The 26,751-nt window shown below is 39.7% G+C and carries 18 protein-coding genes; 9 read left to right on the top strand and 9 right to left on the bottom strand.

The features are described from left to right. Positions 1 to 18: 18 nt before the first annotated feature. From CWB65_RS12355 to CWB65_RS12340, 4 genes are all read right to left on the bottom strand, one after another. Positions 19 to 3,669: an AAA family ATPase gene (locus tag CWB65_RS12355; RefSeq protein WP_138740690.1), complete on the bottom strand. Its 3,651-nt coding sequence runs from the start codon at positions 3,667 to 3,669 to the stop codon at positions 19 to 21. Beyond that, positions 3,666 to 4,913, bottom strand: a complete 1,248-nt coding sequence (locus CWB65_RS12350; RefSeq protein WP_138740689.1) for an exonuclease SbcCD subunit D C-terminal domain-containing protein — start codon at positions 4,911 to 4,913, stop codon at positions 3,666 to 3,668. The genes CWB65_RS12355 and CWB65_RS12350 overlap by 4 nt, the downstream gene beginning before the upstream one ends. A gap of 78 nt (positions 4,914 to 4,991) precedes the next feature. Beyond that, positions 4,992 to 5,228, bottom strand: a complete 237-nt coding sequence (locus CWB65_RS12345; RefSeq protein ID WP_138740688.1) for a hypothetical protein — start codon at positions 5,226 to 5,228, stop codon at positions 4,992 to 4,994. A 133-nt stretch (positions 5,229 to 5,361) separates the two neighbouring features. Continuing rightward, on the bottom strand, positions 5,362 to 5,598 hold the full coding sequence (locus CWB65_RS12340; RefSeq protein WP_010556105.1) for a hypothetical protein: 237 nt from the start codon (positions 5,596 to 5,598) through the stop codon (positions 5,362 to 5,364). A gap of 284 nt (positions 5,599 to 5,882) precedes the next feature. Between CWB65_RS12340 and CWB65_RS12335 the strand changes: the two genes are divergently transcribed. The 4 genes from CWB65_RS12335 (at position 5,883) to CWB65_RS12320 (ending at position 10,611) form a co-directional block, all read left to right on the top strand. Beyond that, on the top strand, positions 5,883 to 8,330 hold the full coding sequence (locus tag CWB65_RS12335) for a M1 family metallopeptidase (protein WP_039037298.1): 2,448 nt from the start codon (positions 5,883 to 5,885) through the stop codon (positions 8,328 to 8,330). Further along, complete coding sequence (locus tag CWB65_RS12330) at positions 8,330 to 8,824, top strand: DUF6702 family protein (protein WP_006793306.1); 495 nt, start codon at positions 8,330 to 8,332, stop codon at positions 8,822 to 8,824. The genes CWB65_RS12335 and CWB65_RS12330 overlap by 1 nt, the downstream gene beginning before the upstream one ends. 312 nt (positions 8,825 to 9,136) lie before the next feature. Next, entirely contained in the window at positions 9,137 to 9,754 is a 618-nt protein-coding gene (locus CWB65_RS12325) for an HAD family hydrolase (protein WP_006793307.1), read from the top strand. Between the two features lie 131 nt (positions 9,755 to 9,885). After that, the gene (locus tag CWB65_RS12320; protein ID WP_008132889.1) at positions 9,886 to 10,611 is read left to right on the top strand and encodes a YebC/PmpR family DNA-binding transcriptional regulator; all 726 of its coding nucleotides are present in this window, start codon (positions 9,886 to 9,888) and stop codon (positions 10,609 to 10,611) included. A gap of 275 nt (positions 10,612 to 10,886) precedes the next feature. On the opposite strand, the gene CWB65_RS12315 is transcribed toward CWB65_RS12320, so the two are convergent. Further along, positions 10,887 to 13,067, bottom strand: a complete 2,181-nt coding sequence (locus tag CWB65_RS12315) for a malate synthase G (RefSeq protein ID WP_138740687.1) — start codon at positions 13,065 to 13,067, stop codon at positions 10,887 to 10,889. Between the two features lie 234 nt (positions 13,068 to 13,301). On the opposite strand from CWB65_RS12315, the gene CWB65_RS12310 reads away from it, so the two are divergent. Beyond that, a complete protein-coding gene (locus CWB65_RS12310) occupies positions 13,302 to 14,903 on the top strand; it encodes an isocitrate lyase (RefSeq protein ID WP_138740686.1) in 1,602 nt (533 codons plus the stop codon). Positions 14,904 to 15,504: 601 nt separating this feature from the next. On the opposite strand, the gene CWB65_RS12305 is transcribed toward CWB65_RS12310, so the two are convergent. The 3 genes from CWB65_RS12305 to CWB65_RS12295 all read right to left on the bottom strand — a co-directional run bounded on the left by CWB65_RS12305 (position 15,505) and on the right by CWB65_RS12295 (position 20,227). Beyond that, positions 15,505 to 17,529, bottom strand: coding sequence for a S9 family peptidase (locus tag CWB65_RS12305; protein WP_138740685.1), 2,025 nt, complete (start codon positions 17,527 to 17,529; stop codon positions 15,505 to 15,507). Between the two features lie 159 nt (positions 17,530 to 17,688). Then, positions 17,689 to 18,414 carry a 5-oxoprolinase subunit PxpA gene (locus CWB65_RS12300; protein WP_138740684.1) on the bottom strand — a complete coding sequence of 242 codons (726 nt, stop codon included), beginning with the start codon at positions 18,412 to 18,414 and terminating at the stop codon, positions 17,689 to 17,691. Between the two features lies 1 nt (position 18,415). Continuing rightward, entirely contained in the window at positions 18,416 to 20,227 is a 1,812-nt protein-coding gene (locus tag CWB65_RS12295) for a glycoside hydrolase family 3 protein (protein WP_138740683.1), read from the bottom strand. A 303-nt stretch (positions 20,228 to 20,530) separates the two neighbouring features. Between CWB65_RS12295 and CWB65_RS20255 the strand changes: the two genes are divergently transcribed. The 3 genes from CWB65_RS20255 to CWB65_RS20245 are packed head-to-tail and all read left to right on the top strand — an operon-like array spanning position 20,531 to position 22,042. Then, on the top strand, positions 20,531 to 21,262 hold the full coding sequence (locus CWB65_RS20255; RefSeq protein ID WP_502704844.1) for a cache domain-containing protein: 732 nt from the start codon (positions 20,531 to 20,533) through the stop codon (positions 21,260 to 21,262). A 17-nt stretch (positions 21,263 to 21,279) separates the two neighbouring features. Beyond that, on the top strand, positions 21,280 to 21,684 hold the full coding sequence (locus CWB65_RS20250) for a hypothetical protein (protein WP_502704843.1): 405 nt from the start codon (positions 21,280 to 21,282) through the stop codon (positions 21,682 to 21,684). Between the two features lie 4 nt (positions 21,685 to 21,688). After that, complete coding sequence (locus tag CWB65_RS20245; protein WP_502704842.1) at positions 21,689 to 22,042, top strand: GGDEF domain-containing protein; 354 nt, start codon at positions 21,689 to 21,691, stop codon at positions 22,040 to 22,042. 18 nt (positions 22,043 to 22,060) lie between these two features. Here the strand turns inward: CWB65_RS20245 and CWB65_RS12285 are convergent, their stop codons facing one another. Further along, complete coding sequence (locus CWB65_RS12285) at positions 22,061 to 22,552, bottom strand: serine protease external chaperone (RefSeq protein ID WP_138740682.1); 492 nt, start codon at positions 22,550 to 22,552, stop codon at positions 22,061 to 22,063. A gap of 131 nt (positions 22,553 to 22,683) precedes the next feature. Here CWB65_RS12285 and CWB65_RS12280 point away from each other — a divergent pair, with 131 nt between their 5' ends. Further along, a complete protein-coding gene (locus CWB65_RS12280) occupies positions 22,684 to 26,703 on the top strand; it encodes a rhombosortase-dependent M36 family metallopeptidase (RefSeq protein WP_138740681.1) in 4,020 nt (1,339 codons plus the stop codon). Positions 26,704 to 26,751 lie beyond the last annotated feature (48 nt).

The raw sequence follows: 26,751 nt of genomic DNA, 5'->3' as shown, positions 1-26,751 counted from the left end.
TTAACTCCTTTAATCAGCTTATAAAACTTCAATAGTGGAGTATCCACCACTTTGCTTATTTACATGAACTTGCGTGGCTACACGTTCGCTCATTTCGCTCACATGCGATATAACCCCTACTTTGCGGCCCTGTGCTTGCAACGAATCGAGCGCGTCCATAGCAACGCTGAGTGTTTCGCTATCTAACGTACCAAACCCTTCGTCAATAAACAAAGAGTTGATTTGCACTTTGTTTGACGAAAGCGATGCAAGGCCTAATGCAAGTGCTAGTGATACTAAAAACGATTCACCGCCAGAGAGCGTATTAACCGAACGTTGTTCGTCGGCCATGTCGCGGTCAATAATGGCAATATCGAGCGATTGCGCAATGGCTGTAAGCTCGTAGCGTTTATTAAGGGTTTTTAAGTGGCTATTAGCGTAATGCAGTAAAATTTTTAGCGTTTGTGTTTGCGCTAAGTTACGCATGGTTTTACCGGTTGCATCGCCTAGTACTTTATTAAGTAAGTGCCATTGTTCAACTCGCTTTTTAAGGGTGGCTAGCTCAGTTTGCTTACCCTCAAGTGCTTTGGCATTTTGGTTGTGCTGTTCTATGGCAGTATTAGTGATAAGTAAGTTGTTTTGCTGCTCAGTTTGCTTTGCATTTAATGCCGCTAATTGCTCGGTGAGTTCAGTATGGTTTTGTGATGGCTTGTTAGTATTTTGGTGATCTGTATGTGCACTTTGTTGCTGTTTAAGCGCTGCATTTGCATCAGTAAGTGCAGCTGAAAGCTGCTCAAACTGGGTTAAATGGGCTTTAATTTGCTCACTGCTTAACGTTAGTAAAATTGTGATCTGCTCGTGCGTTGCTTCACTGTACTGGGCTTTAAAGTCGCTAAACCATTCATTGTAGCGCTCTTCAAGTGTTTTAAGCTCCGTGCTTTGCTCGGCTAAACGCAGCTCTGCGTTTTTAAGCTCAATTGCATGCTCGTCTCGTTTTTTTACAGCGTTATCGTATGTTTGCTGGCTGTTAGTTAACTGAGCTTGGCATTGCTCAAGCTGGGCATTAATTTTTGTTTGGTAGTCGTTTACGCTTATTTGCTCGTTATTAAACAACGCAAGGCGCTCACTTTGTGTTGTATTTTGTAGCTTTTGAGCATTGTCTAAATCACCTTTTAGCGTTTTAAGTGCACTTTCGCTTTTAGTTATTTGTGGCGTAAGCTGCTGTAATTGCTGATTGGCTGTGTCTATTTGTTTTTGACTTTGCTCAAGTTGCGCATATGTATGCTGATACTGCTCAACCTGTTGGCTTAAATCATTTAGGTTCAGTGCGCCTGATTGAAGCTGTTGCCAAAAGTTGCTGTGTTCAAATTGTGCATTAAGCGTTGTAGTGAGCTCATTAATTTGCGACGTTAGCTCAGCGTGCTTTGTATTTACTTGGCTTAGTTTATTGGTTAGTTCACTGTTTAAATTATGCAATTGCTGTTGTGTTTGTTGCTCTGCTTTCAAGATGTTTGTTTGCTGGTTTACTTTTTCTTGCAAGGCTGTTTGCTGTTTTTGCGACTCAAAATAGTGAGACTTTTGGTTGCTGAGCTGGGCGTGGGTTTCATCAAGCTGCTGCGCTGTTAAATCGTTAAGCTCTGTACGCGTTCCTTGCATTGTTGTTTTAATTTCTAGCTGTTTTGCCTGTGCGCTTTGTATGGCTTGACTGTGCTGGGCGTGCTCAGTGACAAGTACAGCATGTTGTGTTTGATGCTGATGCAGCTTAGTTTGAGCGCTATCGTGTAGCTGTTTAGCCTGATTATAACTTGCTTCAAAATCGGCTATTAGGTTAATTAATTGCGGGCTTTGGTTGCTTGCATACGGGTGCTCTTTTGCCCCGCACACTACACATGGCTCGTTGGGAATAAGCTGAGTGCGTAAATGCTCTACGTTTTCGCTAGCACGCAGGCGAGCTTGGTTTAGCGCATATTCGTTATGTTTAAGTGCTTGCGCGCACGTTGCTAGGCTTTGTAAAAGCGACTGCTGCTGTTGCTCACTTTGGCTAAGTTTAGCTGCAATATTATTTTGCGCTTGTGTGCTTTGCTTAAGCTCTTGGGTAAATTGAGCGTAGCGTATTCGCTGCTCTTTTAAGTAATCAATATTTTTAAGTACGCTGTCGCATTGCTCAATATTGAATTGGCGTTGGTGCTCGTTCAGCTCGTTTAGGTTTTTTTGATCATGACTTAGTTGCTGCTCTTGCTGCTCTACCTTTTTATTTTGCGCTGTTAAAAGCTCAGCCTGTTTGGTTTGCTCTGTTAGCAGTTGCTTATTTTGGGTTGCTGTTGCATTAAGTTGCTCATTGGCACTTAAATACGTATTAAAGCTGTGTTGGTAAAAATTCCAATCATTCGCGAGCGGTTTAAGCTGCGTATGTTCAGTAAGCCATTGCTGGTGCTGCGTATTTAGCTTAGTTGTTTCATCAAGCACGGTTTGGCTGTGTTTAAACTGAATTTGTAATTCGCTAAGTTGTTGCTGCTCTTTATCACTTTGCTGAGTAAGGCTAGTAATGCTTTGTGTGTGAATAGCAAGCTGGTTGTCGAGCTCGCGGGCTTTTGCAATAATTGGCTCTGCAGATTGCTTTTGCTCTTGCGCTGTTTTTAATTCGCTTTGTTTGGTTTTAAGTGCCTTTGCTTGCTCATCAATAAGCGTTGTATGGTCAATATTTTTTAAGTCACTTATTTGTTTATTTAGTGTGTTATTTTGCGCCGTTAAATACTCATGTCGTTTTCGGTTATCTTTTATCTCAAGTGCGCTTTGTGCTTGTTTTGCTTGTTCACTCTGTTGAGCAATTTTTGCAAGCTCGTTGGTAGCATGCTGCTGATTTTTAGTGGCTTCTTCAAGAGCTTGCTCAAGTGTAGTGGCTTGCTTATACCAGTTTAGATTTTGCTCTGTGCTTATTATTGTTTTTTTAGTGTGTTCTATTTGCTTTTTTAGCTCATTAAGCGTGGTGCGTTTTATTGCTAATTCGTCTTCACTCAATAAGGTATAACTTGAAAGGCTTGCTTGTAGTAAATCAAACTTATCTTTTAACTCTTTGTTACGTTCAAAAATACGCTTACCAATTAGGCTAAATTTGTCGGTGCCTGTTAGGCACTCCAATAATTGCGCGCGTTCATCGCCAGTGGCTTTTAAAAATGCAGCAAATTCGTGCTGCGCTAATAATACCGCACGCGAGAATTGCTCAAAGCTTAAACCTATTTTACTTTCTATTTGTTTTAAGGTTTGGCTTTTGTCGGCTATTAATGTTTCATCTGGTAGGGTAACTAACGTGTGCTCGGCGACTTTTAATTTACCGGTTACTTTTTTATGGGTGCGCTGTATAGAATAACGGGCGCGGTAAAGGTGTTTGTCTTGCCCTACAAAGTCAACCTCAGCAAAGCCTTCCCACTTTCCTCTGCGTAGTAAGTTACGCGCATCGTTTAATTTTATGCTGTCGCCATTAAAATCAATTAGGTTACCTTTATCGCCTTTTAGGCGAGCCGTTTTTGTATAAAGTGCTAAACAAATAGCATCTAAAAAGGTACTTTTACCCGCGCCGGTGTCGCCGGTTATGGCAAATAAGCCCGCATCTTTCAGTGGGGCTTGAGTAAAGTCGATTTCGGCGTCTACTATTGATGCTAAGTTATGAATGCGTACTGCGGTTATTTTCATAGTTGCTCTTGCTCCGTCAGTTCACTTATTACATCGTTTAACAGTGTTTTCAGTTCATCGGGTACGCTCTGGCCTGCCATGTCTTTATCATTTGCAAAGGCTTGTTCTAATAAATTGAGCGGATTGAGCATTTCAACTTCACTCAAATCTTCAAATACTGTGTCGTTGTCGGTTTGGGTTGTTTGTTCACGAACGCGTTCGATACCGCAAAATTTTACGTGCTTACCTTCTAGTGCTTGTTCTATTTGTTCTCTGAAGGTGGTGTCGGTATCACTTGATTTAAGTTTTACGCGTAAATAAGGGGCAATAGTATGTTGTGATGTATCGAGTGCTTTAATTTGTTCACATAAGTCATTCAGTGGCACACACTCCCCTTTTGGTAAAATAATAACGTCGGCTGAGCGCGGGATGTAAAGGGGGTTTACAGTTGTGCTAACGCTCTGTTTTTTATAGCTTTTAAATTCGATAACATTAACTTGGTGCGTATAGTTACGCTCTGAAAACGACATGGGAATAGGCGTGCCGCTGTAGCGAATAGCCTCGTTTTTAGCAACTTGTTGCGCTTTGTGTAAATGGCCTAGAGCTACATAGTTGGCTTTATTGCCAAACACATTGGCTGAAATAGACTCTTCACCACCTATCACTAAGTTGCGCTCTGAATCGCTTGATATGTCGCCGCCTTTAGCGTGTAAGTGCCCCATTACTATAAACGGTGAATTTTGCTCATTAATTTTATAGGCATGCTCTAAAGCAAGCTCATAGGCATTTGCAACGCCCTGTGCATAGCTAGGGCCGTTTTTTGTTTGGCTTATTGAGTTGACATCGCTTGAGCGCAAAAAAGGCATAGCAGCAATTACAGCGCGTTTATTATTAGTATTTATTTCTATAATAATATCGCCAGGCGCTGATACATCAAAACGCCCTACTACGTGGGTATCAAATTGAGCAAGTAAAGGCTGAGCCGCTAAAATACGATTTGCAGAGTCATGATTGCCAGCAATAATAACTACATGCAGCTGTGGGCAAAGCTTTTTGGCGTCTTTTATAAACTGATAAAGTTGGTTTTCGGCGCTGGCACTGGGTGTTGCCGTATGATAAATGTCACCTGCAACTAATAACAAATCTATTTGCTGCTCAACAAGTGTGGCAAGTAACCAGGTAAAAAATGCTTGATGCTCAACACGGCGGTCGTGTTCGTAAAATTGTTGGCCAAGGTGCCAATCAGAGGTGTGAAGGACTTTCATGTCGCGCTCTTAAAAACCAGTAAGAGCGCCAATATACCCAAGGCTGCTAAAGATGCAAGCCTCAGTATAACTAAACAGTTAGCTTAAGTTGTACCAAATGCCAAAAATTACTGGCAAAGCAATCAATGCGATGAGCAGAGGTTTTTTTAACGTTTTAGTTTGTTTGGATTGTAGTCTTTTAAGTGCGTTAGTTTCGTTACAAGCAGCTACTTTATCAATGTAAAAATAACCTGAATCTAGGTACTGCTTACAGCTATTTTCGTTGGCTGGGATTGCAATTAGTTCTTGTTGTTTTTTTAGGATATAAAAATCCATGAGCCCACCGCATTTCTTACTTGTAATCGATAATATTTGAGGATAAATAGTCGTTATTTATTTGCCTCAAATAAAAAGGTGGGCGATTTTAAATACAAATGACTACAAAGATCAACCAAAAACTACGGTAATTTCAATTTATCGTACAAATAATTAAAATTAGTGAAAACACCGCAATATTTACGCCAATTATGAGCTGTTTTTTACTGTGTTTTTGTTCAGTGGTTAGCCGTTTTAGGGCATCTTCTTTGTTGCAGGCCGACACAATATCTACATAAGAATAATGGTCAGCTTTATAGCGCTCAAGTAGTTCTTTTTCAGCAGGAATAGCGTCTAGTTTGTGTGCTTTTTTTACAATATAGAATTTCATAGCGTGGACCTTCAAAATCTCACTTAACTTTACTGTAATCTCATTTGATGAACTTGACCTGAAGTTGGCTAATACGAGTGTGTTTTAATGCTCTAATCGGTTTAAAATTTGTAAACCCCCTTTACATTTTTAAATGAATTAAAATAGCTAACAAATTATTGTTATTTGTGCGTACAAAACTTTAGTGAATACCACCCTAAAAATAGGGTGTTTGGTCGCTATTTAATTGAAGAAAACGGCTACATTTGACACAGTATGATCACAAAATTATTTTAGGACTAACAATGAAAAAAATAAGTCTTACGCTTAGTGCTCTTTTATTGCCAATGGTAATGTCGGGTAGTGCTATTGCGTCTTCAGTTGAACAAACAAAAGGCTCGTTTGTTGATAAGTTTCGTCAGTTGGATGAAGCATTGCCGACACCAAACGTGTACCGCAGTGCTGCGGGTGAACCAGGTGAAAATTACTGGCAGCAAAAAGTTAACTACGATATTGACGTGAAGTTAGATGAAAAAAAACGTCGCCTTAGTGCAAGCCAGAGTATTGAGTATAAGAATAACTCACCTCATACATTAAAATATTTATGGTTACAGTTAGACCAAAATATTTTTAAAAGTGATTCAATTGCTGAAACCACTAAAACCTTTAAAAGCACGTTACAAAGCCTGCCTGCGCAAAAGCCTGCAAAACTGAGCTTAGGGCAGTTACGTCGCCAGCAATTTATGAGTGACAACGAGCTTGGCTTTGCAATAAGCAATGTTAAAGACGAAGACGGTAAAGCACTACGTGTAACAATTGTAGATACATTAATGCGTATTGACTTGAATGAGCCGTTAAAGCCAGGTAAAGAAGTTGAGTTCAGCATGGACTTTGCGTTCAATATTGTTGAAGAAGATGCTGTTGGCGCACGCTCAGGTTATGAGCATTTTGAAAAAGATGGCAACGATATATTTTTACTTGCCCAGTGGTTTCCGCGTTTAGCAGCGTACACAGATTACGAAGCATGGACGAATAAAGCCTTTTTAGGCTCAGGTGAATTTACGCTTGAATTTGGCGATTACGACGTAGAAATTACAGTACCCGCTGATCACATTGTATCGGCGACGGGTAAGTTAGATAATCCAAGCAAGGTACTTACAAGCACGCAGCGTAAACGTTTAAAGCAATCTGAAACTGCTAAGCGACCTGTGTTTATTGTGACCGAAGAAGAAGCACTCGAAAACGAAAAAGAAGGCACAGACAAAACGAAAACATGGCGATTTAAAGCCGATAATGTTCGTGATTTTGCATGGGCTTCTTCACGTAAATTTATGTGGGATGCAAAAGGCTATCAGCAAGGCGGTGATGTTCAACCACTGGTTATGGCTATGTCTTTCTTCCCTAAAGAGGGTGGCGACTTATGGAAAAAGTATTCTACTGAATCTGTTGTGCACACAATGGAGGTGTATTCAAAGTATTCGTTTGATTACCCTTACCCAACTGCACAATCGGTAAATGGTCCGGTAGGTGGTATGGAATACCCAATGATTACCTTTAATGGTCCGCGTACTAAGTTACAAGATGACGGTACACGCACCTATTCTCAGTCTGAAAAACGCTTTTTGATTGGCGTAGTGATTCATGAAGTTGGCCATATTTACTTCCCAATGATCGTTAACTCTGATGAACGTCAGTGGACGTGGATGGATGAAGGCTTAAATAGCTTTTTAGATGGTGTTGCCGGACGTGAATGGGATCCTACTATTCCTTGGGGTGTTGAGCCTCGTGATATTGTATCGTATATGAAATCTGAAGTTCAGGTGCCTATTATGACGCAATCAGATAGCGTACTTCGCTTAGGCCCTAATGCTTACACTAAACCTGCTGCCGCGCTTAATATTTTACGTGAGGTGATTTTAGGCCGCGATTTATTCGACTTTGCATTTAAAGAGTACGCACAGCGCTGGAAATACAAGCGCCCTACCCCTGCTGATTTTTTCCGTACTATGGAAGAGGCGTCAGGTGTTGATTTAGATTGGTTTTGGCGCGGCTGGTTTTACACTACCGACCATGTAGATATCTCGTTGGATAAAGTGTATCAACTGCGTTTAGATACTAAAAATCCAGATATAGATTATAGCCGCCTACGTGATATTGAAGCTGACAAACCAACATCGTTATTTGTTGAGCGTAACCGTGCAGAAGGTAAAAAAACATGGGTTGAGAAAAACCCTGATATTACTGATTTTTATGACGAAAATGATCGTTTCACGGTAACGAATAAAGAGCGCAACGCGTACAACAAGTTTTTAAAAGGGCTTGAGCCGTGGGAGCGTAAAACGCTAGACCGTGCTTTAAGTGACGATCAAAACTATTACGTGATGGAATTTTCAAACTTAGGCGGTTTGGTGATGCCAATTTTACTTGAGCTCACGTATGAAGATGGCACTAAAGAAGAGCGTTACATTCCTGCTGAAATTTGGCGTCGTAATCATAAAAATGTACAAAAGCTTATAGTTACTGATAAAAATAAGCCGCTTGTATCAGTAAGTGTTGATCCACGCTGGGAAACTGCAGACGTTGATGTAGAAAACAATAACTACCCACGTCGCATTATTCCTTCACGTATTGAAGTATTTAAAAAGAGTAAGAGTAAAGCTAAAGTGAGTCGCGATATCATGCAAGATATTAAAACAGAGCTTAAAAGCGATGAGAAAAAAGACGCAAAGGATGAAGTAGAGGAACAGCAATAATGCGTTTTTTGCTTATTGTTGTTTGCTTTTTAATTGCTGCGCCAAGTATGGCGCATCAATTAAAATCATCAGTAACGACTGTGCTTTTTAACAAAAGAACGCATAATGTTGAGCTTATGCATCGGTTTTACTTACACGATACTGAGCATGCTGTTAGCAGCTTATTTAAAGGTAAAATTGATATAATTAGCAATAAAACCGATCAACAACGCTTTGCCAAATATGTTGAGTCACATGTGGCTTTGCAAACATTAAATGGTGACGTTGTGCCGCTTAACTTTGTTGGCGCTCAGGTTGATGGTAAGTTTTTTTGGGTTTATCAAGAAGCGCCTATCCCAGAGGGAATTCAAGGGATAAAAATGAGTAATGGTGCGCTGCGTGATTTATGGCCATCACAAGTAAATATGGTGAACGTTGAAGGCAAAGGTAAAGTTAAAACCCTAAACTTTGCTCAGGATGATACCTGGCTTGAAGCTCGCTTTGAGGCTAACTAACTCATTGTTAATATAAAATACGCGCTTATTTAAGTGCGTATTTTATTACACTATTTAACGTGCGTTCATAATTGATCGGTAAAATACCAAGTTACGTAAAAAATTGGGTTGTTTATATTTACCTTGTTTTGCGCAACATACAACTAGCTGCTAAGCTTTTGTTCATTGGTAGTTGCAGTGAAGTTACTGACCACCTCGCACTATTAATTTAAATATAATTAGTATTAATTGTTCCCATTTAAGGGTGTAAGCTCAGAGTATTTTTATGTTTGAAAAAAGCTCAACTAATTATTTTCACAAACAAGGATTGGTATGACGACTCAGGTAGAGGCTATCCATGGTGTTATTTTTGATTTAGATGGTACTTTGGTATCGTCAGAACTCGACTTCTCACTTATTAAAGCCCAAATTGGCTGTCCCGATAACGAAGATTTACTCGACTTTATTGCGCAACTTCCTTCTCCTTATATGCGCGAAGAGGCAATGAACATTGTTCACCAGCACGAATTATTAGATGCACAACATGCCACGTTGTTGCCAGGTGTAAGTGAAGCCATTGCACTATTAAATGAACGAAATATTCCTATGGCAATAGTGACGCGTAATTTTGACAAAGCCGCTGCACTTAAATTAAAAAATAACCCGCTTCCTATCAGTACAGTACTAACACGAAGTGACGCACCGGCAAAACCCGATCCAAGTGCATTAAATGCTATTGCTACGCTTTGGAATATTAGCGCAGATAACCTATTGTACGTAGGCGATTACTTATACGATATTCAAGCTGCACACAATGCTAATATGCGTGCCTGCTTATATGCTCCCAATGAAACGCCTCCTTATGCTGATCAAGCTGATTATGTGTTGCATGATTTTTACGATTTGGTTGCTTTAGTTGAAAGCTACTCCAAAAAAGTCGAGTTATGTTAAATTGATGCTTTGTTAGCTTTAGTAAATTTACCTCTCACAATATGGGCGCTCATTCACTAAGGTTTACTAGCCCAATACGTTTTGAATTGGTAAAATAATAAAAAATGTAATGTATTTATTAGAGGCACAAAATGGGTAGAGCATTTGTAGTTCGTCAAAGTTCTATGATCAAAACAGCTAATGCAAAAACAAAAGTAAACTCAAAGTACGGTAAAGAGATTTACGTTGCTGCTAAAAATGGTGAACCCGATCCTGAAGTAAATCAAACTTTGCGTCGTCTAATCGAAAAAGCTAAAAAAGACCAAGTTCCTGCGCACGTTATCGAAAAAGCAATAGAGAAAGCCGCCGGTGGAGCAGGGGAGGATTACTCTGTTGCTCGCTACGAAGGCTATGGGCCGGGTAATTGTATGGTGATTGTTGACTGCTTAACTGATAACCCCAACAGAACCATTAAAGATGTGCGCTTACCGTTTACTAAAACTGATTCAAAAATAGGGACGCCTGGTTGTGTAGCCCATATGTTTGATCATTATGCAGTATTAGGCTTTGCAGGCGATGACGATGAAGTTGTTTTAGAAGCGCTAATGATGGCCGACGTTGACGTTGCTGACGTAGAAGCTGAAGATGGAAAAATTTCTGTTTTTGCACCGCCTACAGAATACTTTAAGGCTAAAACAGCTCTTGAAGACGCATTTGAAGGTATTAACTTTGAGGTAGACGAAATTACTTTTATCCCTCAAGTTAATATTGAAATTGATGATGAAGAGGTTATTGCTAACTTCGATAAATTTATAAATATGCTTGAAGACTGTGATGACGTACAAAATGTGTATCACAATGCAATAATAAAAAAATAACCTTAACGTCATTTTTTATATCAAATACAAATTAAAAAGCGTGTTTTGTGTATACAAAACACGCTTTTTTGTATTTACAGAAATGTTAGGTATTCATAGAGGTTATTGTTTTATGTGTTTCTATTTTAAAGTTAGTTGTTTTAATTGTGTTTAAACACATTTTTAAAAAATATTGGTGTGCTTATTTGTTGTTTTAGAGAATAAAAAACCAGCCCTAAGGCTGGTTTTGACACGAAATAAACAATTAAGATACAGCGTTAAACATTTGGAGTGTATTAACTTTGCTGTAACTTATACTGTATACGGTAGCTATGTAATAACGGTTCAGTATAGCCACTAGGTTGTGTTGTTCCTTCAAGTACTAAGGCGAGGGCTGCTTGAAACGCAATACTATTTTTTAGTGTTTCAGGGCTGCTTGCCATTGGGGTATAGGCTTTATCGTGTTCGTTTTGGCCGTCTACTACCTTGGCCATTTTTGCCATAGTGGAAGTAATTTGCTCTTGTGTACATATGCCATGTAATAACCAGTTAGCCATATGTTGACTAGATATTCTAAGTGTTGCTCTGTCTTCCATTAGCCCTACATGGTTAATATCGGGTACTTTAGAGCAGCCTACACCTTGGTCTATCCAGCGTACTACGTAACCCAAAATACCCTGTGCATTGTTTTCAAGTTCGCTTTGTATGTCTTCTTTAGAGAGTGTTGATGGGTCTTGCATGAGTGGCGGAGTAAGTAAGTCGTCAAGGCTTGCTATTGCTCGCTCAGCGATTGCGTGTTGCTCAGTAAAAACATTAACATCATGGTAGTGCATAGCATGCAGCGTTGCGGCAGTAGGAGAGGGCACCCAAGCTGTATTAGCACCCGATTTAGGGTGTGCTAACTTTTGCTCCATCATCAGCGCCATTTTGTCAGGCATAGGCCACATGCCTTTGCCTATTTGAGCTTTTTGGCTTAATCCACAGGCAAGGCCAATATCTACGTTGCGATCTTCGTAAGCACTTATCCAAGGCTGTTGTTTTATTTCAGCTTTAGGGAGCGCAACACCTGCTTGCATTGAGGTGTGAATTTCATCGCCTGTACGGTCCAAAAAGCCGGTGTTAATAAATACAACACGTTGTTTTGCTTCATTTATACATGCTTTTAAGTTTACAGATGTACGGCGTTCTTCATCCATAATACCCATTTTTAAGGTGTTTTTAGGTAAGTTTAAGGCTTCTTCTACATGGGTAAATAGTGTGCTTGTAAAAGCAACTTCTTCTGGGCCATGCATTTTAGGTTTTACAATATTAATGCTCTGCGCGCTGCTGTTTTTTACGCCAGAATTTTTATTTAAGTCGTGCAGGGCGGCTGTGGCAGTAAACATTGCATCCATTATACCTTCAAAAACAGGCTCGCCGTAAACGTCTGTAATGGCTGGATTTGTCATTAAGTGGCCCACGTTTCTTACAAACATCATGCTTCGGCCTTTAAGCGTTATGGTACCGCCATCAATAGAAGTATACGTTTTGTCGCTTTGCAACGTACGTTCTACAACTTTGTCGCCTTTTTTAAACGATTCGACTAAGTTACCTTGCATTAAACCAAGCCAGTTTTTGTAAACTTGCACTTTATCTTGTGCATCTACGGCGGCTACAGAATCTTCACAATCCATAATAGTAGTTAGGGCTGCTTCAAGTACCACATCTTTTAAACCCGCTTTATCAGCTTGGCCAATAATATGGTGGTGATCTATCTGTAATTCTATATGTAAGCCATTGTTTTTAAGCAATACAACGCTTGGGTTTTGGGCTTCGCCTTGGTAGCCAATTAACTGAGAGGGGTCAGCTAAAGTGGTTTGAGAGCTGTCACGCAGCGTAATAACTAATGCGCCGTTTACAACAGAATAATTGGTGCTTTCAATATGTGAGCCGTTTTCAAGTGGCAGTGCTTTGTCTAAAAACTGGCGTGCGTATGCCATTACTTTAAAGCCACGAACCGGATTATAGGTAGTGCCTTTTTCTGCCCCGTCATCTTCACTTAACACATCTGTGCCATATAAGGCGTCGTATAACGAGCCCCAACGTGCGTTAGCTGCATTAAGTGCAAAGCGTGCGTTACTTACTGGAACAACTAACTGTGGGCCTGCTGTAACCGCTATTTCGGGTTCAACCTGTTGTGTTTCAATTTTAAAATTTGCAGGCTCTGGCACTAGGTAGCCAATGTCACTTAAAAAACGTTGGTATTGCTTGCTATCCCACGTTTTATTTGCAATGTGGTACTGATCAATTTGTTGTTGCAGTTGTTCGCGTTTAGCCAACAGCGCTTTATTTATTGGCGTGAGCGTTTGAACAATCTTTGCAAAGCTTTGCCAAAATTGTTGTTCTGATAAGTGTGTACCAGGTAATAGTTTAGTTTTAACAAAGTCAGCAAGCTCTAAATCTACGCTGAGTCCTGAATGTGTGAGAGTGTGGGTCATAATTGCCTTCCTTAAACGGTCGCCATAGTATTTGTGCGTTTGAGCAACAATAACGTAAAAAAGTCATGTTGAGTGTGTTTTTGATATTCACAAAAAATATAGTCGTAATAAAAACTATAAATTTACTAAATCTAAAAAATAAGCCTAATGTTGAATTAAGCGCTACGGAGCACTAGCAACGTTGCCACTCTCACAACATTAAATTATTTATATACCCGTTCGAAGGAATTTATTATGACAACATATCAACGCGAAACCGACACACTTTCTACTTTATGCCAATCTCAAGGTAATGCATGGCAGGCAATTAACCCAGAGTATGCAACTCGCATGCGTTTACAAAATCGCTTTCGTACTGGGATAGAAATTGCACAATACACAGCTGACGTAATGCGTGAAGATATGGCCGCTTACGATAAAGATTCAAGCCAATACACACAGTCTTTAGGATGTTGGCATGGATTTACTGCCCAGCAAATGATGATGGCTATAAAACGCCACCAAAAAACAACTAAACGTAGTTATGTTTACTTAAGTGGTTGGATGGTTGCTGCACTTCGCTCTGCGTTTGGTCCGTTACCTGACCAAAGTATGCACGAAAAAACATCTGTTCCAGCGCTTATTGAAGAAATTTACACATTCCTAAAGCAAGCCGATGCCCGTGAGCTTGACCACTTATTTAATGACCTAGATGAAGCCAAAGCGAATGGCGGCAACGTTCAAGCTGTACTTGATAAAATTGACAACTTTGAAACACATGTTGTGCCAATTATTGCTGATATTGATGCAGGTTTTGGTAACGAAGAGGCAACTTACCTACTTGCTAAAAAAATGATTGAAGCAGGTGCATGTGCTATTCAAATCGAAAACCAAGTATCTGATGCTAAACAATGTGGTCACCAGGCGGGTAAAGTAACCGTGCCTCACGAAGACTTTTTAGCAAAAATTAATGCGGTTCGCTATGCATTTTTAGAGCTAGGTATCGACAACGGTATTATTGTTGCGCGCACTGATTCGTTAGGTGCAAGCTTGACTCAAAAAGTGCCGGTATCACAAACTCCAGGTGATTTAGCAAGTCAGTACAATGCCTTTTTAGAGACTACACCTATTAATGGCGTAGAGGACTTAAACGAAGGTGATACGGCAATGAAAATCAACGGTGAGCTGTGTAAACCTACTCGCCTTGAAAATGGCCTATACCAGTTCCGTGAAGGGACAGAGAAAGACCGCGTAGTACTTGACTGTGTAACTAGCCTACAATCTGGCGCTGATTTATTGTGGATTGAAACAGAAAAGCCACACGTAAAACAAATTGCTGAGCTTGTAAACCGTGTTAAAGAGCAAGTACCAAATGCTAAACTAGTGTACAACAACTCACCTTCGTTTAACTGGACGCTTAAGTTCCGTGAGCAAGTGTACCAAGAGTGGCAAGAAGCGGGTCGCGATTTGAGCGCTTACCCAAGCCTTGGTGATAACAAAGGCCTAATGGCACCAGAAATGGATGCAACAGAGCTTGCAGCCGCAGCTGATGTATTGGTACAAAATTTCCAACGTGATGGTGCACGTGAAGCGGGTATCTTCCACCACTTAATTACGCTGCCTACTTACCATACTGCAGCACTTAGCACGGATATTTTATCAGAAGGCTACTTTGGTGACTTAGGTATGCTTGCTTATGTACGTGATGTACAACGCCAAGAAATTCGCCGTGAACAAGCATCTGTTAAACACCAAGACCTAGCAGGTTCTAATATTGGTGATACACACAAAGAGTACTTCTCTGGTGATAACGCGTTAAAAGCCGGTGGTGAAGATAACACCATGAACCAGTTCTAAAAATTTCTAGATAGTGTTACTCAAGGGCCGTAAGGCCCTTTTTTTATGTGTCATAAATATTTTTGCTGCACTCACTAATAGTAAAGCCTTTATTAGTGTTAAAAGCGGATAGTGTATTAGAAATAAAACTTACATTAGGTTACTTAGTTAGTTGAGATCAGGTTTTAACCAACTATAGATATGCGGATCACGTTTTAACTAGCTAACCGAATTTGTAGATCAGAGTTTAACTAACCCTTTAATAAAAGCGTTTTGTAAGTGCTTTTTTGCTGTAAAGGGGCCTTAAAGAGCTATTAAAGTAATCAAAAACGTTATTTTTTGTTTTTTTTGGTGTTTAAATTCGATTTATAAACCGATTTTTTACTAACGTATACCTTTCACAAAACAAAATTTTACCAACTGAAAGGCTATAAACAGTGACTCAAACCGATTTTTTACTAACTCAAACTATAAAAAAGCTATAAACCGAAATTTTACTAACTGAGAAATAGACTAAGTCCGATATTTAATATGCCCTAAAAGTGTAAAGGGGGTTTACACTTTGCACATACGTAAAAGCCACTTTTAAAAAGTGGCTTTTAGTAATTTAATTAATGTAATGCTATTTACTGTGCTTATCAAACCACCATTGAATGTAAGCAACTTTAGTCATTAAATTAGAAGGGCGAGCTGTAATACCATGCGATGCATCTGGTATGCGAACCATCGCGGTGTCAACACCTTGTAATTTTAGTGCTTGGTAGTATTGCTCTGTTTCAGAAATAGGTGTGCGGTAGTCTGCTTCACCTGTAAGCAGCATTGTGGGTGTAGTAACATTACCTACATAGCTAATTGGCGAACGTTTCATGTAATGCGCTATGTGATCCCATGGTTTGCCTGGGAACCAGTAATCAGCAAAAAATGGATAAAAGTCGGCAGTTAGTACAAAGCTGATCCAATTTATAACAGGTTTAGCAACAACAGCTGCAGCAAATCGATCTGTATGTCCAACAATCCATGCTGTTAGTACACCTCCGCCAGAACCACCGGTAACAAATAGTTTAGACTCATCAATAAACCCTTTTTTAATAAGCGCATCAACCCCAGACATTAAGTCATCAAAGTCATTACTTGGGTAATTATGATGAATGGTTTGTGCAAACTCTTTCCCATACGAATCACTTCCGCGCGGATTCATATATAAAACCACATTACCATTTGCGGCAAAAAGCTGAACTTCGGCACTAAAGTGAGGACCATAATTAGCCACCGGTCCGCCGTGAATTTCGAGTACTAGAGGATATTTTTTAGATTTATCAAATCCTGGTGGGTAAGCAATCCATCCTTGAATAGGTAATTGGTCGTGGCCTGATTTAAGCCAAATCTCTTCCACTTTTGCTAGTTGTTTATCATCTAGCGCATCGCTATTAAGCGTGGTTAAGCGCTGAGTTTTACCGCGTTTAATGCTCGCTACATCCGCAGGGCGTTGAGTGTCAGCAAGTGTAAACGCGATATCGCCGTTGCTGCTTACATCAAAATCTCCGCCTGAGTATGGTCGTCCAAATGCTACACTGCCAATTTGTTCGGTGATCACTTTACGCTTGCCACTTCGAGGTTGATAAGCAAGGGTAGTTTGCCCTTCATTGGCATAGCTAAAGTAAACCCCTTTAGAGTTTGCAGCCCATTTTATTTGTCCAACGCTTCTATCAAAGTTGGGTGTTAAGCTTTTGGTGTTACCCGTTTTTAAATCACGAATGTAAAGTTGAGTATTTTCGTAGTTAGTGCGTTTATCGTCATATCCTGTATACGCAAGGTAACGACCATCAGGAGAGACTTTGGGTTGTTGATCTGGGCCATTTCTATTTGTTATAGCTTCAATGGCTAATGTATTAAGATTTAACTTATACACTTCGCTGTTTGTAGGCTTGAGTTCACCATTTTTATGCCTATTCGCAGAGTAGTAAAGTAAGCTGCCATCTTTGCTAAAGCTAACATCACCTGCGTTATCAAATTCATCGCTAGTAAGCTGCTTAGCATTTCCGCCGTTAGCATCAAGAGTAAATAATTGATTAAAGCCTTTTTGCGAGTATCCACCACCATCAGCTCGATAGTATACGTCATCAATAAATTTAGCTGGCTCTGCCCACGTTGCGCCTTTCGGTTTTCCTGGCAAATTAACCGGTGGCGTGTTTTTACTTGGTACAAACATGCTGAATACAAGCTGGCTTGAATCGGGGCTCCAACTAATAGCGCGAGGGCTACTGGTTAAATTACTTATTTTGGCAATGGCACCGGTTTTAAGCCACTTCATATAAATTTGGCTGCTGCCATCGCGGGTAGATATAAAAGCAAGGCGCTGCCCATCTGGAGAAAGTACCGGCGAGTAATCCATATGAACGCCTGAAGTGAGCGGCTGCATTTGTTTGGTTTTGTAATCAACAGACCAAATGTTTCCCACTTTTCGGTCTGTTTTTATATCCATGCGGTTTCGCACAAAGTAAACGGTTTTTCCGTCGTCAGTAATATCTATTTGATTTGCATATTCTAAATCAAATACATCTTGAAGTTGCAATGTGTGTGTATTGTCGTTTGCGTTAGCCAAATGGCTTGCGCTTAATATAAAACTAAGTGCTAAAAGTTGTTTCATTGTTAATCCCTGTTGTTAACTCATGTACAGTTATAAGTGAGGGATTATTAAATTAACAGTGCAATGCGATGAAGCTCATATTTAACTCTATGGGTGTATTTAACAAGTTGGGGTAAAAAGCTGTAAAGGGGGTTTACAGCTTTCGTATATTACTAAAGGTCAGTCACACAGTGCTTTTATTTCTTTAATGAGCTCAATTGCATCATTATTGTCTCCATGCACACATAGGCTATGTGCATTAAGCATTAGTTGCTCACCTGAGCGTGTGGTTACACTGCCTGTTTGTAAAAGCTGTTTGACCTGTGCAATTATGGCGGGTTTATCATGCACGCTGCCATCAAGTTTGCGAGAGACCAAAAAGCCCTCATCAGTGTATTGCCTATCTGCAAATGCTTCGAGTACTAGTTCTACATTAAACTGTTTAGCTAACTGGATGTGTTTATCTGCTTGGTTAGTCGCTAAAATCATTAGCTTTAGTTTGCTAGGGTAGCTCGCGACAGCAGATATAATGGTTGCTAACACGTCGTTGTTAGCCATCATATCGTTATAAAGTGCACCATGTGGTTTTACATAGCTTAACGTAAGCCCCTGTATTTTTGCCATGCCTTCAAGCGCTGCTATCTGATACTGAATACAATTAGTTAGTTCGCTTGTTGTTAACGCCATAGAGCGTCGTCCAAATCCTTGAAGATCAGGGTAACTGGGATGCGCGCCTACCGTTACGTTGTTTTTTTTAGCTAACGTTAATGTTGTTGCTATTACATCAGGGTCACCGCCGTGAAAACCACAAGCAATGTTCGCCATATTAATATGTGGCATAACTTGATCATCTAGCCCCATTTTCCATGAACCAAAGCTTTCGCCTAAATCACAATTTAGTTTCATGTTAATTGCCTTTTTGCGGTTTAATTGTAACAGGCAAGGTGCCATTGGCAGTGGCTTGGCCTACTAATACTTTAGCGAGCGCGGTAAAGGCAGGGCCTGAAACACGCTCGAGCTTGTCTACATCAATATTGTAAGCATAAGAGGCCAGTACACTGTGGGCATAGTCGCCAAATTTAGCAATGTCGTAAGGAGCCCTCAAACTTATAAATACAGTACGCTTATTAAATTTGTTAGCCATGGCAAGCAGTGACTCAAGCGCTTGTGGCTGTTCGCGCGTATTAAGCGCAAAATTAGGGTCATCTTTTAAATCATCCATGCCACCAATTTCAACCGCGCTTTGATTAGGTGTGGCATTACCCGCTATAACAATATCAGCTGTTTTAATGCTCTGGGTTGCTTGTGCGGGGTCAAACCCTTGTAAGCTGCTGCAGCTGAACGTAATAGATGATGAACTTGCAGATTCAATTGCTTGCTGCATAGCCATACACTTACGGGTGTCGGGCATAATAATATGTATATGTTGGTCATCATTTAAATTTAGTGGCAATGTGTTTTCTGTGTTTTTTACCTGTGTTATTGCTGCTAAAGCAAGCTCAGCTTCTATTTTTCTGTGTTGTTTATTGCCTATTATACTTTTTGCATTAACTACTGCATTAATAGGGTCAAACTCAGTAGATAACTCAAATGCATTTTTAAGCGAAATAATACGCGCAGCCGATTGTGTTATTTCTTGCTCATCTAACTGATTTGACTCGACAGCATTAACTAACGACTTAATAAGCTCATCGAGCTTTTTTATATCATCGGGCGTTCTTATTTCTATAGGCATAAGCGCAATATCAACGCCGGCTAAAAATGTATTTATAACAGCTTGAATGGGTGTAAAAAACTGACTAATACCAGCCATATCAAGTGCGTCGGTAACCACTACGCCTTTATAGTTAAGCTCACCTCTTAAAATGTCGGTAATAATAGTGCGCGACATAGTGGCGGGTTTAATCATTGTTTTGTCTTCTACAGAGACAAAGGTTGAGCTATCAAGCGCAGGATATTGTATGTGCGCTGTCATGATCATACCGGGGTTTTGCTTAGCAATAATGTGTTTAAAAGGGGCTAAATCTTGTTCGTAAATAGTCCTTTTTGAGTGGGCAACGTTAGGGAGTCCTGTGTGGCTATCAACGTGAGTATCGCCATGTCCCGGAAAATGTTTGAGCGATGTAATTATGCCATTACTCTCAAACCCAGCAACTTGTGCTGCGCCAAGTTCACTCACTCGTTGTGGGTTCTCACCAAACGAGCGTACATTTATAACGGGGTTGTCTGGGTTCATATTCACATCAACGGTGGGTGCATAATTTACATTGATCCCCAGAGCTGTTAGCTCATTGGCAATAGCTGTTGCTGATTTAGTAGCAAAGTCAACGCCATGCTGTTTATAGGTTGCACCAATAGACATATTGCCCGTGAATGACGTTGCAATATCACGCGGCAAACGCGCAACTCTTCCGCCCTCTTGATCTATTGATATAAATAGTGGCAGTTTACTTGAAGATTTACTGGCAGCCACTTGAAGTTGGTGGCTAAGCGTAATGGTTTGTTCAATTGACTGTGTGTTTTCTGAAAATAATATGACGCCACCAATGTTATAGTCGCTGATTACGCGCGCCAATGACTCTGGTAGCTTTGTGATAGGCGTTCTGCAATGTTTACCAGTGCCTTGTTCACAAAAATAGCGAAAATCGAGCATTAACTTTTGCCCTAGTTTTTCCTCAAGAGAAAGAGCTGGTTTTGCAACCGCTTTAATTGATGGCATTAAGCACCCAGATATAAAAATAATTGACGATAAAACATACTTATTTAGCAAAATACACTCCAAAGCTAAATAAAATGAACAGTGAAAGCAGCTTATCTATTTTTTTATATAACTGCAAAATAAGCGCACCCTAGTTAGTAGAGGGAATGTAACGTCACAATGTAATAAAAAGTTATTTGGCTGGTTATTAAAAATACACTATGTGCTCAAATATTAGATAATTAATAAATGGCGGGGTATAATTGTAAATACTTTTTAACAAAGTACTTGCTTTAATAGCAGTGTACTGTGGGCTGTTTACTTTTGCTGAATAAATTATTTCCTGTGCTTAATCTGCGTCTTCTTATTGTGCTATTGGCTTTTTCTGCGGCTTTAGCCACGCTTATTAGTAGTTTTCATTCAACGTACCAAGTACAAAAAGAGCAGTTAGTAAGCCATACATTAGAAAGTAACTTCGCTTACGCTAATAAATTAGCTTCAGCAACCGACAACTTTTTAGAGTCGGCAAAACAACAACTTGCATATTCAGCAAATAAAATTGAGCAAAACATAAATAATGCAGCATTACTGCAAGAAGAAGTAACGCGTTTAAATTTGCAAACAAATAGCTTTAATTCAGTAGTTATAAGTAAGAATGGGGTTATAAATGCCACATCCCCTTATTTACCTGAAATCATAGGAAAATCAATTTCCTCTCCCGGCGCAACACAGGCTTTAAAAGAAAAAAAGTCACTTATTAGTATGCCGTACATGTCAGCAGCCAATAATTTAATTATATTTATATCGCATCCCTTATTTAACGAAGAAGGGAATTATTTAGGCTACGTGGGCGGCTCGTTATATTTAAAAGAAAGAAATATTTTAAATGATCTCCTAGAGCAACACTTTTACGAAGGGGGATCGCACCTTTATGTCGTCGATGCTAATAAGCAAATCCTGTATCACCCAGATAGTAAACGAATAGGTACAAGCGTTGCCAATAATAAAGTAATTAATGCGGTTATTACAGGAGAGGCGGGCAAGCCGTTGTTGTAAACAGCAAAGGGGTAAAAATGCTCGCAGGATTTTCACCCGTTATTAATTCAAACTGGGGCGTAGTTGCCCAACGTCCCATCAAAGCAACACTTGCGTCTCTAGATACATTAATCATGGAAGTATTTGCAAGAACGCTCCCCATGGCGTTGCTCACCTTCATACTCATAGGTGTATTTTCGTATTTTATTTCACGCCCATTAAAGCAACTCGCTAGTAGCGCAAACAGACTCGACGAAGTAAACAGCATAGAAAAGCTAAAAAGAATAAAAGCGTGGTACTTTGAAAGCCAAAGATTGAAGCTGGCGATGCTTAATGGCGTCAATATTTTACAAACACAAATAGGGCAACTTAAGCACGATGCCCAAACCGATCCGCTGACAAACACCCTTCGCTATTTTAGAAATAGACATCGATTTTTTTAAACGTGTGAACGATACCTTTGGGCACGATAAAGGCGATGAAGCACTTAAAGTATTAGCCGATATTATAAAAAAGATCTCTCGAAAAGGGGATATTGTATCGCGTATTGGTGGTGAAGAGTTTTTACTTGTATTGCCTCATGAAGATAGCCAAAGCGCTCTAAAAATAGCAGAGCGATTACGCACCACTGTTGAAACAACGCAAATGGAAACAATCGGTTTTATTACCGTTTCAATCGGAATTGCAACTTGGCCAACCCACAGCAATAACATCGACCAAGTATATAAATGTGCAGACAAAGCGCTTTACCATGCTAAAGAGCATGGCCGTAATCGCTGCGTAGTGGCAGAGCCTAGTTAGTATAGATAAGCCCATATACTAAAATTGCGTATTTATAGGTGAGTAATTTACTGAAATCTCCACATTAGAAATTTGGTCATGGCTATTCAGGTAAGTAACTAATTCTTCAATATCACTATTTTTTTCTGCTAATAATTTATAATTATTCTGAGTAAGCTTTGATAGTTTAAATTTTTTACTTAAATCCATTGGGATAGAGTTACCCAGAAGTGTTACAATAATTGACCCCGTTATAACTCCCTTTTGCCCCATTGTTTGGTTAAATACGACATCACCTTTTTTTAAAATCTGAGATGAATAAGTTAATTTGTCACCTGATGAAAAAATACTTCTAACTTGCTGCTCTCTATTTTTTTTAATATATGTTTTTACACTTCTTTCATCAATAGTATCAACTAAGTTTTCATCGCTAGTCAATCGGGTATCTTTAGGTTGATTATCATTTGTACACCCTATCAATATGAGAGTTGTAATAATTGTCATAGATGAAAAAATATTTTTTGTTTGCATTTCTTTACCTTAATTTGAAAATTAGATTGGTCTGTGCTTTGTATTTATAGATTATGTTGCTACTGTTTACATGTATTGCATTTAAAATACAAAAATCAAATAAAAATTACAAAATATAAACAGGGTGTTTTATGTCTAGTTTCAAAGTTTCTACTGTGGCCGCAATAGTTGCAGCTACATTATCAGCAGGCCAACTAACCGCAGCTGAATCAGCGCAGTATTTCGATGTTACCGCACAATCTAAATCACAAACAATGGTTCCAGCTGCAGTTCAGCAACGCGCTTTAGCAGCACGAACTACAGTTTCAGGCCATAATTCCATTTTTGATGCTCAAATGGGTAAAGCCACATTTTTATGGCAAGCTATTGGTCAAGCTAAACCGGATATGGCTCTGATTGAGCCTGCTATGCGAAATAAATATGCAGCTGACTTTTATCTAGAGTCATTAACGGGTGTAAGTAGCCAAAAAAGTACAGTAGCTTCAGCTGTATTAGCTGATTTACATCAGCAAAAGCGTGGCTCTATTACTGCAAAGTATAGACAGCAAGTACATGGTATTGAAGTATTTAACCGCGAATACAATTTAGTAATGGATAAAGAGTTTAACCTAGTTGCTGGCTCTGGTTATTTTGCCGACACAGCTTCTGTTGATGGTTCATTTGCAGTATTGAATAACTTTTTAACTGCAGAGCAAAGTATTCAGGCTGTTTTTAGAGAGTTGGCAGGAATTAATGTGTCACTTACAAAAATTGGTGAACAGAGTGGGTATGCTAAATACAAAGCAACATCTGCAGATGATTCAAAAGTCATCATCGGTGAGCCTCGAGCTAAAAAAGTATTTTTCGAAGTTGCTGGCGAATTAGAGTCTGCTTATTATATAGAAATAGAAGTTGCTGATGCTAACTCGCTAGAAAGTGATTATTACAGCTACGTAATCGGCTCGCAAAATAATAAAGTTTACTTTAAGAAAAATTTAAAATCACATGCAACAGATTTCAACTATCGCGTTTACGCTAATCAAGACGGCTACCCAATGGAAAGTCCTCATGGTGATGTAATCCCTGCCGATGGACCAGAGCAGATAGATGAAACAGAGATTTTAGATGCGCCAATGGTTTCTTTATCTTACTACAACAAAATAAGTACTATGGATCCATGGTTAGCTGACGATGCAACGACAACATCGGGCAATAATGTATTTGCTTATGCCGATGTTGTAGCGCCGCAAGATTTTAGTGAGGGGGATTTTACTGCTGAAACAACTGCAGATTTTACTTTCGATTATCCATATCAGGTTGACCAAGTAGCAAACAGTTACGAAAATCGAAAAGCTGCTATTGTAAACTTATTTTACATGAATAACTTTCTGCATGATTTCTTTTATGATCATGGCTTTGATGAAACGTCAAATGTTGCTCAGTTAACTAACTACGAACGTGGTGGGATTGAGGGCGATCCAATAGAAGCTCAAGCGCAAGATAACTCTGGTCGTAATAATGCAAATATGTCTACCCCAGCTGATGGCGCTAGCCCACGTATGCAGATGTACCTATACGATAGTAAAGATGCAATGGTAGGCGTAGATTTTGGTGTAACAGTTACATCAAATGCAAGTGTAGGGCTATTAAACTCAACACAACCATCAAGTTTTGGTCAGAATCAATTTAGTGATATCGAAGGTGAAGTTGTTCGTATCGACGATGGTAATGCTACAGACTCTGAAAGTATCAACGACGGATGTGAGCCTGCTGTAAATGCAGTAGATCTCGCTGGTAAAATTGCAATTATTGACCGTGGTTCATGCGCGTTTACTCAAAAAGTACTTAATGCGCAAGATGCAGGTGCAATCGGTGCAATTGTTGTAAATAATAACCCCGATACAGATGAGCCAGCCCCAATGGGTGGGGCAGACGATGCTGTATCTATTCCTAATCTGGGCTTAAATTTTGCTGATGGTAAAGCTATCTATGACTTAATTGCTGCAGGTGATATTGTTACTGTTGATATGTTTAATAGGGCAACATTGAAAGACGGCACCTTTGATAACGGTATTATTGCACACGAATGGGGTCATTATATCAGTAACCGCTTGGTTGGTAATTCATCGGGGTTAATTAACTTCCAAGGACGTGCAATGGGTGAAGGATGGGGTGATTTCCATTCATTAATGTTTATTGCAAAAGCTGATGATATTAATATTGCAGGTAACGACAAGTTCCAAAAAGCTTACGGGAGTGGCACATTCGTAGAGGACTTCTACTACGGTATTCGTCGTGTACCATATTCTACAAATACAGATGTTAACCCTCTTTCATTCCGTCATATTACAGAGGCAGCAGGTGAAGATGTAGGTATTTCTCCAACTAACGTAGCTTCGCCGCATGCTGCAGGTGAAATATGGGCAACTATGCTATGGGAAAGTTATGTAGCGTTAATAAATGCACATGGTTTTGAAGATGCACAAAGTCGTATGGCAGATTACCTTGTAGCAGGTTACAAATTAACACCAGTAGCTCCACTATATACTGAAGCTCGCGACGCAATATTGGCTGCTGCCTATGCTGTTGACCCCGCAGATTACACACTAATTTTAGAAGCATTTGCTAAACGTGGCATGGGCCTAGGTGCAGAAGCACCTGAGCGTTTCAGTACCGATTTAACTGGGGTTGTGGAGTCAGACAAAACTCAGCTTGCAACCTTTGCTTTATCAGATGTAATGGTTAATAACGCATTTAATGGCGCAGAAGTTGGTTTTTGTTCAAATGACAATATCTTAGATAAAGGTGAAACAGGGTCTATCAGTGTAAGCATAGTCAACCGTGGTAGTGAAACGCTATCCGGTACTAAAGCTCAGCTGACAGTTGTTAGTGACCATGATGTGACTCTTGAAAATGAAGGTTTGGTCACTTTTGGTGAAACAGCGCCATTTGCTACATCAATAAGCGAAGAAATCATGCTGACTCTAAATGATGCAGGTACCGCTGAAACGCTAGAGATACAAGTAACTTTCCCTGAGCTAGAAACAGATGATGATATTGTTGAAGCACTAGAAGATTCTATTTCATTCACTGTAAATATGGCATTTGAAGATAAATCACCAGTGAATGCAGTAGTGTCAGATGATATGGAAGTATCAGCCTCATCATTATTTGACCTATCTGAAAACGTAATGTTTGGTGGCTCCAACGCTGTTGGCACTCAGAGTATGGATAATAGTGGCAACATAGGCTTCTTTGACCAAGCTGGTTTTGGCTTGGGGGCTCAGACTATGTTCTTAAACAATAATGGTTTCCAATCAGATGTGGCAATCGAGTCTAAAACGTTTGAAATTGGTTACGCTGGTGATTTCGAAATTTCATTCTGGCATCTATACCTTATAGAGCAAGACTGGGATGGTGGTGTTGTAGAAATTAGCGTAAATAATGGTGATTGGACTGATGTTACTGAAATGGGGGGACAATTTTCTGTAGGTTACGATGGTGAGCTTATTGAAAACACATCTCAGGCTTTACAAGAGCGCGGTACATTCACTGGTAGAAATATTCAGGAGTCTGGTGCATATGGTAATTATGAAACAATCAACTTTGGTACTGCATTAAATGGTAACCAAGCAAAAGTACGTTTCCGTATTTCATCTGACGCTGTAGTTTCTGATTTTGGTTGGTGGATTGATAATTTAACAATGTCAAATGTATTGTCACCTGTGTTCTCAACAGTTGTAGCAGGAGATTCAATCACTTCTTGTGACAATGCGATGCCGTTATTACTAGTTGAAAACGCATCAAGTGAAATTAGTGAGTCAGAAACAGGGACCATTACAGCAAGTGCATCAGATCGAAATGACGATACGTTGACATTTGCATGGACTCAAGTAAGTGGTTCTGCAGCAACATTATCAGGGGAAGATACAGCTACACTCTCATTTACACCAGCAGCAATCACCGCTGATGAAGATCTTGTTTTTGAAGTTGCGGTTAGTGATGGCACTGCAACTGTAATGCAACAAACTACTGTTACGGTTAAAAACGAAGCTGAACCGGTAGCACCTGTTGTAGAGAAAAAATCAAGCAGCGGTAGTGTTGGCTTTATTGCCTTACTACTAGCACCATTAGTTTGGTTTAATAGACGCCGTAAACGCGTTGCCAAATAGCTAAAAATAAACTTTACTTTAAAAGCCCTTAAATTTATTTAAGGGCTT

The sequence above is a fragment of the Pseudoalteromonas sp. S554 genome, assembly GCF_005930865.1.
GTDB lineage: Bacteria > Pseudomonadota > Gammaproteobacteria > Enterobacterales > Alteromonadaceae > Pseudoalteromonas > Pseudoalteromonas marina.
The sequence above is the reverse complement of the archived record's forward strand: the minus strand, read 5'-3'. Positions and strand labels throughout refer to the sequence as shown.

Excerpts from the sequence above, each read along its gene's own strand:
- CWB65_RS20250 (WP_502704843.1), top strand. The coding sequence starts at position 21,280 with ATGCTCGCAGGATTTTCACCCGTTATTAATTCAAACTGGGGCGTAGTT.
- CWB65_RS12345 (WP_138740688.1), bottom strand. The coding sequence starts at position 5,228 with ATGGATTTTTATATCCTAAAAAAACAACAAGAACTAATTGCAATCCCA.
- CWB65_RS12305 (WP_138740685.1), bottom strand. The coding sequence starts at position 17,529 with ATGAAACAACTTTTAGCACTTAGTTTTATATTAAGCGCAAGCCATTTG.
- CWB65_RS12300 (WP_138740684.1), bottom strand. The coding sequence starts at position 18,414 with ATGAAACTAAATTGTGATTTAGGCGAAAGCTTTGGTTCATGGAAAATG.
- CWB65_RS12355 (WP_138740690.1), bottom strand. The coding sequence starts at position 3,669 with ATGAAAATAACCGCAGTACGCATTCATAACTTAGCATCAATAGTAGAC.
- CWB65_RS12340 (WP_010556105.1), bottom strand. The coding sequence starts at position 5,598 with ATGAAATTCTATATTGTAAAAAAAGCACACAAACTAGACGCTATTCCT.
- CWB65_RS12315 (WP_138740687.1), bottom strand. The coding sequence starts at position 13,067 with ATGACCCACACTCTCACACATTCAGGACTCAGCGTAGATTTAGAGCTT.
- CWB65_RS12280 (WP_138740681.1), top strand. The coding sequence starts at position 22,684 with ATGTCTAGTTTCAAAGTTTCTACTGTGGCCGCAATAGTTGCAGCTACA.
- CWB65_RS12335 (WP_039037298.1), top strand. The coding sequence starts at position 5,883 with ATGAAAAAAATAAGTCTTACGCTTAGTGCTCTTTTATTGCCAATGGTA.
- CWB65_RS12320 (WP_008132889.1), top strand. The coding sequence starts at position 9,886 with ATGGGTAGAGCATTTGTAGTTCGTCAAAGTTCTATGATCAAAACAGCT.
- CWB65_RS12330 (WP_006793306.1), top strand. The coding sequence starts at position 8,330 with ATGCGTTTTTTGCTTATTGTTGTTTGCTTTTTAATTGCTGCGCCAAGT.
- CWB65_RS12350 (WP_138740689.1), bottom strand. The coding sequence starts at position 4,913 with ATGAAAGTCCTTCACACCTCTGATTGGCACCTTGGCCAACAATTTTAC.
- CWB65_RS12325 (WP_006793307.1), top strand. The coding sequence starts at position 9,137 with ATGACGACTCAGGTAGAGGCTATCCATGGTGTTATTTTTGATTTAGAT.
- CWB65_RS12310 (WP_138740686.1), top strand. The coding sequence starts at position 13,302 with ATGACAACATATCAACGCGAAACCGACACACTTTCTACTTTATGCCAA.
- CWB65_RS12285 (WP_138740682.1), bottom strand. The coding sequence starts at position 22,552 with ATGCAAACAAAAAATATTTTTTCATCTATGACAATTATTACAACTCTC.
- CWB65_RS12295 (WP_138740683.1), bottom strand. The coding sequence starts at position 20,227 with ATGCCATCAATTAAAGCGGTTGCAAAACCAGCTCTTTCTCTTGAGGAA.